Below are 12,402 nucleotides of genomic sequence, written 5' to 3' on the forward strand. Positions count from 1 at the left end.
CGTCGGCCGGTGTGCTCAGGATTTTGTGAGGGAATGGCCCGCCTGGGTGAAGAAGCTCTCCACATACCACCGCATTTCGGCCTCGACATCCGGCTTGCCGGCCAGCTCGCACTGGTCCACCAGCCCGCTGATGCGCTCGAACATGGCGGCCACATAGGCTTCGCCATCGCCCCGCGTGCGCGCCATCTGGATCACCAGATCCCGCAGAATGAAGTGCTGCACGGTGGAGCGCGCCTGCTCCACCGCCACGGCCCTGATCAGGCCATTGAGCCATTCCAGGCTTTGCTCGTCCCCATCCATCGGTGCCCCCTGCCCTCGGCCTCGCCTTGCGCCGGCAGCCGCCACAAGGTTCAGCTTCCCCATTTGCCGCGCTGAGGCAACAGAGGTGTTGCCGCAGCGCCGGGAGGCCGCTGGTGACTTGAGCGCTCAGCCCTCGCGCAGGGCCGGATCGCCGAAGCCACCACCGGTAGGCGTGATGATGGTGATGGCCTCGCCGGCCTCCAGCCGCACCTGGTCGCAGCCGCCCAGCTCTTCCACCGTCCCGTCGGCGCGCCGGGCGAGGTTGCGGCCCAGTTCCCCGGGCGCGCCGCCATCGACACCGAACGGCGCCACCCGGCGGTGCGAGGAGAGGATGGCGCAATCCATGGGCTCCAGGAAGCGGATGGTGCGCGCGGTGCCATCACCGGAATTCCACCGCCCCTGGCCGCCGGATCCCGTTCGCAGGTGGAAATCCTCCAGCACCACGGGATAGCGGAATTCCAGGATTTCCGGATCGGTCAGCCGCGAATTGGTCATGTGCGACTGCACGCCGCCGATGCCATCGAAACCGGGGCCCGCGGGCGAGCCGGAGCAGATGGTCTCGTAATATTGGTAGGTGTCGTTGCCGAAGGTGAGGTTGTTCATGGTGCCCTGGGCCGAGCCCAGCGCCTTCAGCGCCCCGAACAGGCAATCGGTGACGTGCTGGCTCACCTCCACATTGCCGGCCACCACGGCGGCGGGATAGCGCGGCGCCAGCATGGAGCCTTCCGGCACGATGATGTGGATGGGCCTGAGACACCCGGCATTCAGGGGAATGTTGCCATCCACCATCACCCGGAACACATAGAGCACGGCCGCCTCGGTGACCGGACCGGGGGCGTTGAAATTGTCCGGCCGCTGCGGCGAGGTGCCGGTGAAATCCACCGTCGCCTCCCGCTTCTCCTTGTCCACCGTCACCTTCACCTTGATGACGGACCCCTGGTCCATCTCCACCTCGAAGGCGCAGTCGGAGAGGCGATCCAGCACCCGCCGCACGCTTTCGGCGGCATTGTCCTGCACATGGCCCATATAGGCCGCAACCACATCGGCCCCGAAATGGTCGATCATCTTGCGCAGCTCGGCGACGCCGCGTTCCGAGGCGGCGATCTGCGCCTTGAGGTCATTGACGTTCTGCACCACGTTGCGCACCGGGTAGCGCGCGCTGGTGAGCAGCTCGACCAACTCCGCCTCGCGGAAGCGGCCACGCTCCACCAGCTTGAAATTGTCGATATAGACGCCCTCTTCCTCGATGTTCGAGGCACGTGGCGACATGGAGCCGGGGGCCACCCCGCCCACGTCCGCATGATGGCCGCGGGCCGCCACATAGAACATCACGCGGCTGCCGGCGGCATCGAACACCGGGGTGACCACGGTGATGTCGGGCAAATGGGTGCCGCCGTTGTACGGCGCGTTCAGGGCATAGACGTCGCCCGGCTCGAACTTGCCCCCGTTGGCACGGATGACGCTCTCCACCGACTTATCCATGGAGCCGAGGTGCACCGGAATGTGCGGCGCATTGGCCACCAGATGGCCATTGGCGTCGAAGATGGCGCAGGAAAAGTCCAGCCGCTCCTTGATGTTCACCGAATAGGCCGTGTTCTGGAGCGTGAGCCCCATCTGCTCCGCCACCGACATGAACAGGTTGTTGAACACCTCCAGCAGCACCGGATCGACGCTGGTGCCCAAAGCCGGAGCGTGGCGCGCGGCTTCCCGGCGGCTCAGCACCAGATGGTCACGGGCGGTCACCTCCACCGCCCAACCGGGCTCGATGACGATGGTCTGGTGCGGCTCGATGAGCAGCGCCGGGCCGGTGATGGTCTGCCCCCGCGCCACATCCGCGCGCCGATAGACCCCGGCCTCATGCCAGGCACCCTGGGAATAGAAGCGGGTGCGGGCGGCCGCCTCGGGGGTGCCTTCTGTCAGCGCCGCCTCATCCTCGCGCACCTTGGAGCCCCCGCCCACGGCCTCGGCGGAAATGGCCTCGATGACCAGCACCTTGGTGGTGTCAATGAAGCCGAAACGGGTGCGATGGGCGGTCTCGAACGCCGCCTTCATCTCCTCCACGCTGCCGAACGGCACGATCAGCGCCGTGTCGGTGCCGGCATAGCGCACATGGGCGCGGCGGAAGACGGCGATGTCCGCATCGGCGACCCCCTGCCCCATCAGCTCCGAACGCACCACTTCGCCGGCGATTTCCAGCGCGGACGCGGCGGCAGTGAGGCCCTCGCCGTCCAGCGGCGCCTCCACCGCCCGCTGGCGGGTGGCGCGGATGTCGGCAAGGCCCATGCCATAGGCCGAAAGCAGGCCCGAGAAGGGGTGGATGAGCACCTTGCGCATGCCCAGCACGTCCGCCACCAGGCAGGCATGCTGGCCGCCGGCGCCGCCGAAGCACTGCAGCGCATATTCGGTCACGTCATAACCGCGCTGCACCGAGATCTTCTTGATGGCGTTGGCCATGTTCTCCACGGCGATGCGGATGAAGCCATCGGCCACCGCCTCCGCCGGGCGCCCGTCACCGATGCGCGCCGCCAGCGCTTCGAAGCCCTGGCGCACCGCCTCCCCATCCAGGGGCTGGTCGCGGCCGGGGCCGAAGATCTTCGGGAAGAAGTCGGGGCTCAGCTTGCCCACCATCACATTGGCGTCGGTCACCGCCAGCGGGCCGCCACGGCGATAGCAGGCCGGGCCGGGATTAGCGCCGGCGGAATCCGGGCCCACCGTCAGCCGGGCGCCGTCATAATGGAGGATGGAGCCGCCGCCCGCCGCCACCGTGTGAATGGACATCATCGGCGCGCGCATGCGCACGCCGGCCACCTCGGTCTCGAAAGCGCGTTCATATTCGCCATCGAAATGGGAGACGTCGGTGGAGGTGCCACCCATGTCGAAGCCGATCACCTGCCCGAAGCCAGCCAGCCGCGCGGTCTCGACGCAACCCACAACGCCGCCGGCCGGGCCGGAGAGGATGGCGTCGCGCCCCTGGAACAGCCCGGCATCGGTGAGACCGCCGGAGGACATCATGAACATCAGCCGGCAACTGCCGGTCTCACCCTGAAGCTCGCTCGCCACCTGGTCCACATAACGGCGCAGGATGGGGGAGAGATAGGCGTCCACCACCGTGGTGTCGCCGCGCCCCACCAACTTCATCAGCGGCGACACCTCGTGGCTCACCGAAACCTGGGCGAAGCCCACCTGACGGGCGATCTCCGCCACCGCCTTCTCATGCTCGGGATAGCGATAGGCGTGCATGAAGACGATGGCGCAGGCCTCTGCGCCCGCAGCGTGCGCCGCCTCCAGGTCCGCGCGCACCTGGGCAAGATCAGGCGCCGCTTCCACAGTGCCGTCGGCGCGCACGCGCTCGGCCACCTCGATCACCTGAGAATAAAGCTGGTCGGGCTTCACCACATGCTTGGCGAAGATGTTGGGCCGGTCCTGGTAGCCGATGCGCAAAGCATCGCGGAGGCCCTTGGTGGTGACCAGGACGGTGGGCGCACCCTTGCGCTCCAGCAAGGCGTTGGTGGCCACCGTAGTGCCCATCTTCACCGCAGTGATACGATCGGCGGGAATGGGGGCGCCGGGCGCCACGCCCATCAGCTCGCGGATGCCCTGGATGGCGGCGTCGCGATAGGCTTCCGGATTCTCGGACAGGACCTTGTGCGCCACCAGCGTGCCGTCGGGCCGGCGCGCCACGATATCGGTGAAGGTGCCGCCGCGATCGATCCAGAAATCCCAACCAGAAGCCGTCATCGCTCGTCTCGTCGCTCAAGACCCGGCCGGCACGGGAGATCGGGGCAGAGATGCGCAGGCCCGCGCGCCGGCGGGGCGGGCCTTCGGAGTGCGGGCGCCCCTCGCAGAAGGGCGCCCGTCGTCATGGAATGAAGCGTCAGCCTTCGGCCTTGGCCCGGGCGGCCAAAGCATGGGCGAGGCGCTCGTCGGGCGGCGCCACTTCGGTCACGAGGTCCCGCAGGTGCGCCTTGTTGCCGAGCGGCTCCAGCAGCATCTCCCGCGGCTCCAGGCGGGCGGTGCAGGCGTAGTCCACCTTGCCATCCACCTGGATCATGCATTCCTTGCAGGTGTTGGCGCTCAGGCAAGAATGCCGGATCGCCACCGTGGGGTCGAGATGGGCCCGCACGTAGCGCAGCCCGTCCAGCACCGACTGGCCCGGCGTGTAGGGCACTTCGTAGCTGCTGGTGGTGGTCATCTGCCCGCCTTCGCCACGGCGGACGGTCAATGTGGCAGTCACGGACATCAGGCAACCTCGACCAGGGTGGAACCTTCGACCGGCACCCGGTCGAGAACGATGGCATCGCCCGCGCGGCGCACCCGGTGGTGCAGCACATAGGCGGGGTCCATCAACGGGAAGTCATCGCGCTGGTGGGCGCCGCGACTCTCCTTGCGGGCGAGCGCGGAGCGGGTCACCATTTCCGCCACCTCCAGCATGGTGCGCAGGTCGAACCAGTCGAGCCGCGCCATGTCGTAGAGGCCGGGCACGCCGGGCGGAAGAGCCCCCAGCCGCGCCTTGATGGCGGCGATGCGGGCGAGCGCCTCGGTCAGGCCCGCCTCGGTGCGGAAGGGACCGACCAGATCGGCCATCACCTTCTGCAACTCCTCGATGTCGCCGGCATAGTTTTCCGTCTCGACACCAGTCGTGGCGGTCACCAGATCCAGGGCCGCCTGCGGCGCCCCAGCGGCGCGGCCGGTGCCGCGGGCGAAGCGCGCCGCGGACTCACCGGCATGCCGGCCGAACACCAGCGCCTCGGTGATGGCGTTGCCGGACAGGCGATTGGCGCCATTCGAGCCGCCATTCACCTCGCCCGCCGCATAAAGCCCGGGCACCGTGGTTTCCATGGCCCGGTTCACCCGCACACCGCCCATGTGGTAATGGGCGATGGGTGCCACCTCGATGGGCATCTGGGTCAGGTCGATGCCATTGGCCGCCAGCCGGTCGATCACCGGCCCGAAGGCGGCACGCAGGTCGGCCTCCGGAATATGCTGGAACGAGAGATAGGCACCGCCGGCCGGCGAACCCCGGCCCGCCTTCACCTCGGAGAGGATGGCGAAGGTGGCCCGGTCGCGCGTCACGTTGTAGCGGCCCTCTTCCTCGTTGCCGTAGTCGTTCACGAACTCACGGAACTCGGCATTCAACAGCTTGCCGCCCAGCTTGTAGCGGAACGGATCCCACATGATGGGGTCCATGCCCACCAGGCGCGGCGCGAGATGGCCGATGGGGAAGAACTGCACGAACTCCATGTCGATCAGTTCCGCGCCGGCCCGCAGGGCCAGGGCGAAGCCGTCGCCGGCCATGTTGGCGGAGGCACTGTTGCGCCCGTAAAGACGCGTGAGGCCACCGGTCGCGAGCACCACGGCGCCGGCGGCGATGGTGATGGCGCGCCCATCGGCCATGGAGAAGCCGACCGCGCCGGTGACGACACCATCTGTGACCGTGAGATCGGTGATGTAGAGATCGCCGATGCGGGTCACGCCCTTCTCGCGCAGCACGCGGCCGCGCAGGGTCTTGGCCACCGCCGGGCCGGTGGAGAGGAAGTCCACATAGACGCAGCGCGGACGGTCATGGCCGGGCGCATGGGCCTGGCGGATGCTGCCATCCTCGTTGCGGGCCCAGCCGACCCGCCATTCATCGAGCTTGAGAATGTCCTGCGGCCCTTCCTCGCACACCAGGGAGGAGAGCGAGGGCTCGCACAGGTCGCGACCCGCCTTGAGCGTGTCCGCGAGGTGGAATTCCCAACTGTCCGGGGTCTGCGACCCCAGCGCCACGGCCACCGTCATCTGCGCCATGATGGTGGCGCCCGAGCGGCCGATGAGGCTGCGATCGGCGATGATGACGGAGGCGCCGGCACCGCCGGCGGAGAGCGCCGCCGCCATGCCGGCCGCGCCGGAGCCGATCACCAGCACATCGGTTTCAAAATGGACGAGGTCCTGAGCCACGCGCGCGCCTTTCCCCATCAGATGGTCGCCGCCGCACGGGCAGCCTGGTTGAAGTATCCCGAGAGGGCGCGCAAGACCTCGCCCACGTCGGAGAGCATTTCTTCGGACGGACCGGAGGTGCGCAGCGGCTTCACCAGCAACTGCTCACGCACCGCCGCATAACGGGTGCAGGCTTCGATGCCGGCGGCGGTGGCTTCCACCACCTTCTCCTTGCCGGCCCGCCGCATGGTCACCAGCCCGGCCTTCTCCAGCTTGCGCAGGGCGTAGGTGGCCACATGGGTTTCCTCGATATCGAGGATGAGGGCGATGTCCGCGCACGGCTTCGGGCGATCCCGATGCCGCACGATGTGCAGGATGATGACTTCCAGCGGCGAGAGGTTCGGCGTGCCGGCCGCCGCCATGCAGCGCACCACCCAGCGCTCGAAAGCGTTCACCGCCAGCATCAGGCCGAACTCGGTCTCCGACAGGGCCGGCGAGCCCCCCGCCGCCAGATGCGCCGAGGAGACGATGGGCGCCCGCAGATCCGCGACAGCATCCGTCGCCGGCATCTCGTCCCCATCCAAACGGTTCTTGGGATCAGTCACCCGCCTCACCTTCATCCCGGGCCAGCCGCGCCAGCGCAGGCCCACCCTTACGATGAGGGGACCCTAACACCGGGCCCAAACCGCTGCCTAGAGAGATTCGATATTTTGACGATAATTTATCGACAAATTATCAGTATTGCTCACGATCCGTTGTCGCTGCTCACTTTTTGCACCAGATGATGCTCACGTTGTGGGCAGCAAGCAGGGCTTCAAATGCGAAAAGGGGCGGAGTTGCCTCCGCCCCTTCGGGGTTCGTGACTGCACCAGAGGCCGCAAGGGCCGCGGTATCAGGTCAGCCGCTCCAGCAGCGCCATGAACTGCTCGCGCTCCTCCACCTCGAGAGGCGCCAGGGTCTCCTCGGTGATCCCGTTGGCCACCGGAATGAGCCGCTCGGTGAGGGTGACGCCGGCGACGGTCAGGGCCACCACCAGGCGCCGGCCGTCCTCGGGATCGGGGCGGGTTTCCACCAGACCCCGCTTCACCAGCCGGTCGACCACCCCCTTGATGGTCGCCGCATCCATGGCCGTGCGCCGCCCCAGCAGGTTCTGGGAACAGGCGCCCTTCTCATAGAGCTTCGACATGGCCGCCCACTGGGTGGCCGTGAGGTCAACACCGAGACGCGCTGCGAAGATGGTGGTGTGCCGCTGCATCGCGCGACGCAGCATGTGCCCCACCTGATCGTCGAGGATATAGGCGGAGGCCTCCCTCGGCGTGCGCCGTCGTCGCGGCGTTACGGCCTTCGTGCTCACGTTCGGCCCTTCCCCACTGCCGTTCGCCATTGTGCTGCGCCAGGCTCACACGGCGAGATACGCGTCCCTGATTTCCGGATTGGCCTCGAGGTCCGCCATGGTGCCGGAGAATCGAATTCGCCCTTTTTCAATGATATAGGCGCGGTCGGAGATCAGCTTTGCAAAATGCAGATTCTGCTCCGAAATGATGATGCTCAAGCCTTCGCGCTTCATGGCCATGATGGCATCCGCCATCTGCTCCACGATCTTCGGCGCCAGACCTTCCGAGGGCTCGTCGAGCAGCACCAGCGAGGGGTTGCCCATCAGCGTCCGGCCGATGGTGAGCATCTGCTGCTCGCCGCCGCTCATATGGCCCCCTGGCCGCCGGCGCATCTCGCCGAGATTGGGGAACAGCTCGTAAATGCGCTCCGGGGTCCAGGTGGCGACCCCCGAACGCGGCGCCTGCCGGCCCACCACGAAGTTCTCCTCCACGGTGAGCTCGGTGAAGATCCGCCGATCCTCCGGCACATAGCCGAGGCCCCGGCGCACGATGTCATAGGTGGGCAGGCGCGAGACGTCCTCCCCCTCGAACATCACCTTGCCGGTGCGCTGGCCCACCAGCCCCACCACCGAGCGGAAGGAGGTGCTCTTGCCGGCACCGTTGCGACCAAGCAGGGCTACCACCTCGCCCTCGCCGACCGCGAAATCCACGTCGAACAGAATATGGGCCTGCCCGTAGAAGCTATTGAGGCCCGAGACTTCGAGTTTCATTGCGCGCTCTCCTCGCGGTGCCGGGCGTCATACAGCAGGCCTTCGCCGAGATAGATGGCCTGAACATGGGGATCGCGCCGCACCTCCTGCGGCGTGCCCCGGGCCACCAGCTCGCCGCGGTTGAGAACCATCACCGTGTCCGCATGCTCGAACACCACGTCCATGTCGTGTTCGGTAAACAGCACGCCGATGCCCTTCTCGCGCGCGATGGCGGCGGTCAGGCGCATCAGCTCCACACGCTCCTTCGGCGCCATGCCGGCGGTGGGCTCATCCATGAGCAGCAGGCGCGGCGTGTTGGCGAGGGCAATCGCCAGCTCCAGGCGCTTGAGATCGCCATAGGCGAGCTCGCCACAGGGCCGCCCCGCCTGGGCTTCCATGCCCACCAGCGCCAGCAGCTTGTTCGCCTCGTCCAGGAAGGCCGCGCCAGCATAGCCCAGGGCGGAGCGCAGGCGCTTGTGGAACGACAGCAACGCCACCTGCACATTCTCCCGCACGGTCATGGAGGAGAAGGTGGCGGTGATCTGGAAGGTGCGCCCCACGCCGCGCCGCCACACGGTACGCGGCGGCAGGCCCACGATCTCCTCCCCCGCCAGCTTGATGGAGCCGGCATTGGGGCGGATCTGCCCGTTCAGCATGTTGAAGCAGGTGCTCTTGCCGGCGCCGTTGGGGCCGATCAGCGCCAGGATCTCGCCGCCGTTCAGGGAGAAGGACACGCCGCGCACGGCATGCACACCCGCATAGGACTTCACCAGCCCGTTCACTTGCAGCAGCGCGCTCATCGTGCGGCCTCCACCTTGGCGACGTCCACGGTGCCCTCGGAGCCCGCTCCGCCCGGCGCCTTGGGTCGGCGATGACGCAGATCCTCCAGGAAGCCGACGATCCCCTTCGGGAAGGCCACCACCAGCAGCACGATCACGCCGCCGAGCACCAGCTTCGACAGTTCGGTCTTGCTCATGAGCCAGATGGCCAGAGCCTTGTAGACCACCGCACCCACCACCGCGCCGGAGACCGTCTCGATGCCGCCCAGCAGCACCATCACCAGGCCGTCCACCGAGGTGGGGATGCCGAGGGTCTCCGGGAACACCGAACCCTTCAGGAAGGCGAACAGGGCACCGGCGATGCCGGCGAAGGTGCCGGCCACGATGAAGGCGATCCACTGCGTGCTCTTGCCATTGATGCCGATGGCTTCGGAACGCAGGGCGCTGTCGCGGGCCGCCCGCAGGCCGAAGCCGAAGGGCGAGAACACCAGCATGCGCAGCGCCGCCACACAGACCACGACAATAGCCAGTGCCAGCCAGAAGAAGCCCTGGGGCGTCGACGCCCAGGACGAGGGCCAGATGCCGAGAATGCCGTTGTCGCCGCCGGTCACCTCCACCCACTGGAAGGCCACCGACCAGGTGATCTGAGCGAAGGCCAGGGTGAGCATGGCGAAATAGACGCCGGAAAGCCGCACGCAGAACCAGCCGAACAGCACCGCGCCGACGAGGCCCAGCACCGGGCCGATGACCAGCGCCGCCTCCATGGGTGCGCCAAAATACTTCACCAGCAGCGCCGCGCCATAGGCGCCGAGGCCGAAGTAAGCAGCGTGACCGAAGGAGGACAGGCCACCCACCGTCATCAGGAAGTGCAGGCTCGCGGCGAACAGCACGTAGACCAGGATCTCCGATCCCACGCTCAGGGTGTAATCGCCGGCGAAGAGAGGCATCAGAGCCACCACCACCACCACGGCGGCGACACCGGAGCGCTCCAGATTGGTCATGGGCCGCCAGGGCCGTATGGAGATGCCTGCCGCCGCCCGCGGGGCGCCTTCCGGCTTGCCGAACAGGCCGTAGGGCCGCACCACCAGCACCACCGCCATCACCAGGAACACGGTGATCATGGAGATCTGCGGCAGGATGAGGATGCCGAAGGCATTTAGCTCCGACACCAGGATCGCCGCCACGAACGCACCGGTGACGCTGCCGAGGCCACCGATGACCACCACCACGAACACCTCGACGATGATGGACAGGTCCATGGCATGGCTCACCGTGGTGCGCGGGATCTGCAGCGCGCCACCGAAGGCCGCGAGGAAGACGCCGAGCGCGAACACGCTGGTGAACAGCCACTTCTGGTTCACACCCAGCGAAGCGACCATTTCACGGTCCTGGGTCGCGGCGCGCACCAGCACGCCCCAGCGGGTGCGGTGGAACAGCAGCCACAACAGGCCCAGCACCAGTGGTCCAAGCGCAATCAGAAGAAAGTCATAGGAGGGCACGAGGCGGCCGAACACGCTCACCGCGCCAGTGAAGCCGGGGGCACGCGGGCCCATCAGATCCTCGGAGCCCCAGATCAGGACCACGAGGTCTTCAACCATCAGCGTGACGCCGAAGGTGGCGAGCAGCTGGAACAGCTCGGGCGCGTGGTAGATGCGCCGCAGCAGCACCATTTCCATCAGCGCGCCGACCGCTGCGACCACGAGGCTGGCCACCAGCACGCCGCCCCAGAACCCCAGCGGGCCGGCGAAGCGATCGGTCAAGGTGAAGGCGACATAAGCGCCGAGCATGTAGAACGCGCCGTGGGCAAAGTTCACAATGCGCATGACGCCGAAGATGATCGACAGGCCCGACGCCACTAGAAAGAGGGACGCGGCACTGGCGAGGCCACTGAGGGCCTGGACCAATAGGAATTCCACGGCTGAGCCTTTCGTTCACCGTTCTAAAAGGCGATCTCGTCCTGGGGATGATGGTCCTGGGGACGATGTCGTTTTGGGCAGCCCGCCGCCGCTGGCGAACCTGCCGGGTGCTGCATGTGGGGGCCGGCGCCTGCCCTGCCCTCGCGGTCGAAAGCAGGCGCCGGGAAGATCAGTCCTGCCTCACTCGGCGGGACGCATCTTGGCCGCTTCCTCTTCGGAGGGGAGGTAGTCCGGGCCCTTCTTGAACACGACGTCGACCATCACGCCCTTGCCGTCCTTGAGGGCAGTCTTGCCCACATAGGCGCCGAGGGTCGACTGGTGGTCGGCCGCGCGATAGACGATGTCACCGAAGGGCGTGGAGACCTTCAGGTTCTTCATGGCCTTGAGGAGCCCCTCGGTGGAGTGGTCATCGGTGGCCTTGAGGGCGGCGGCGATGGACTTGACGGTGGAATAACCCACGATCGAGCCGAGCCGCGGATAGTCCTTGTTGAGCTGCTGGTAGGCGTCGAGGAACGCCTTATGCTCGGGGGTATCGATCGAGTACCAGGGATAGCCGGTGACGATCCAGCCCTCGGGGGTCTCGCCCTTCAGCGGGTCGAGATACTCGGGCTCGCCGGTCAGGTAGCTGACCACGGCGCGATCCTTGAAGACGCCACGGGTGTTGCCCTCGCGCACCAGCTTCACCAGGTCGCCGGCGAAGGTGGCGTTGAGGATGGCGTCCGGCTTGGCGGCGTCGATGGCCTGCAGCACCGGGCCGGCGTCGATCTTGTTCAGCGGCGGCCACTGCTCGGCCACGAACTCCACGTCCGGGCGCTTCTTCTTCAGCAGGTCCTTGAACACGGCCACGAACGACTGGCCATACTCGTAGTTGGGGGCGATGGTGGCCCAACGCTTGGCCGGGAGCTTGGCGGCCTCTTCGGCCAGCATGGCCGCCTGCATGTAGTTCGAGGTGCGCAGGCGGAAGGTGTAGGGATTGCCCTTCGACCACACGATGGCGTCGGTCAGCGGCTCGGCCGCCAGATACATCACCTTCTTCTGCTTGGCGAAGTCGGACAGCGCCAGGCCGACGTTCGACAGGAAGCCGCCGGCGATCATCACCACGCCGTCCTTCGAGATCAGCTCGTTGGCGGCGGTGAGCGCCTCAGCGGGCTTGCCGGCATCGTCCTTGGAGATGATGACCAGCTTCTTGCCGTTGATGCCACCGGCGTCGTTGATCTCCTTCAGCGCCAGTTCCATGCCCTTGCGGTAGGGATCGGTAAACGCCGGCAGCGCCGAATAGCTGTTGATCTCGCCGACTTTGATCTCGCCCTGCTGGGCCTTCGCTGCGGTGGAGGCCAACAGAACGGCCGCCAACGCGATTCCCATCGTCTTTTTCATATGGTCTTCCCCTCTGACTTCCGACCCACCG

10 protein-coding genes are annotated in these 12,402 nt (G+C 67.1%); all 10 read right to left on the reverse strand.

Features of this window, described 5'->3' with window-relative positions:
- Positions 1–15 precede the first annotated feature (15 nt).
- Complete coding sequence (locus tag ACU4E7_RS18360) at positions 16–300, reverse strand: hypothetical protein (protein ID WP_447019736.1); 285 nt, start codon at positions 298–300, stop codon at positions 16–18.
- Between the two features lie 126 nt (positions 301–426).
- Positions 427–4,038: a hydantoinase B/oxoprolinase family protein gene (locus ACU4E7_RS18365; RefSeq protein WP_447019737.1), complete on the reverse strand. Its 3,612-nt coding sequence runs from the start codon at positions 4,036–4,038 to the stop codon at positions 427–429.
- Positions 4,039–4,174: 136 nt separating this feature from the next.
- Complete coding sequence (locus ACU4E7_RS18370) at positions 4,175–4,540, reverse strand: 2Fe-2S iron-sulfur cluster-binding protein (RefSeq protein WP_447019738.1); 366 nt, start codon at positions 4,538–4,540, stop codon at positions 4,175–4,177.
- Positions 4,540–6,237 carry an FAD-binding protein gene (locus tag ACU4E7_RS18375; protein ID WP_447019739.1) on the reverse strand — a complete coding sequence of 566 codons (1,698 nt, stop codon included), beginning with the start codon at positions 6,235–6,237 and terminating at the stop codon, positions 4,540–4,542. The genes ACU4E7_RS18370 and ACU4E7_RS18375 overlap by 1 nt, the downstream gene beginning before the upstream one ends.
- A 17-nt stretch (positions 6,238–6,254) precedes the next feature.
- Positions 6,255–6,785, reverse strand: coding sequence for a winged helix DNA-binding protein (locus ACU4E7_RS18380; RefSeq protein ID WP_238122832.1), 531 nt, complete (start codon positions 6,783–6,785; stop codon positions 6,255–6,257).
- A gap of 323 nt (positions 6,786–7,108) precedes the next feature.
- The gene (locus ACU4E7_RS18385; RefSeq protein WP_443266818.1) at positions 7,109–7,600 is read right to left on the reverse strand and encodes a MarR family winged helix-turn-helix transcriptional regulator; all 492 of its coding nucleotides are present in this window, start codon (positions 7,598–7,600) and stop codon (positions 7,109–7,111) included.
- Between the two features lie 15 nt (positions 7,601–7,615).
- A complete protein-coding gene (locus ACU4E7_RS18390; protein WP_238122550.1) occupies positions 7,616–8,320 on the reverse strand; it encodes an ABC transporter ATP-binding protein in 705 nt (234 codons plus the stop codon).
- Positions 8,317–9,099, reverse strand: a complete 783-nt coding sequence (locus tag ACU4E7_RS18395) for an ABC transporter ATP-binding protein (RefSeq protein WP_447019740.1) — start codon at positions 9,097–9,099, stop codon at positions 8,317–8,319. The genes ACU4E7_RS18390 and ACU4E7_RS18395 overlap by 4 nt, the downstream gene beginning before the upstream one ends.
- On the reverse strand, positions 9,096–10,994 hold the full coding sequence (locus ACU4E7_RS18400) for an ABC transporter permease (protein WP_447019741.1): 1,899 nt from the start codon (positions 10,992–10,994) through the stop codon (positions 9,096–9,098). Before ACU4E7_RS18400 ends, ACU4E7_RS18395 begins: the two co-directional genes overlap by 4 nt.
- 180 nt (positions 10,995–11,174) lie before the next feature.
- Complete coding sequence (locus tag ACU4E7_RS18405) at positions 11,175–12,359, reverse strand: ABC transporter substrate-binding protein (RefSeq protein ID WP_238122831.1); 1,185 nt, start codon at positions 12,357–12,359, stop codon at positions 11,175–11,177.
- Between the last annotated feature and the right edge of the window lie 43 nt (positions 12,360–12,402).

The sequence above is a fragment of the Xanthobacter sp. ZOL 2024 genome (assembly GCF_052932325.1).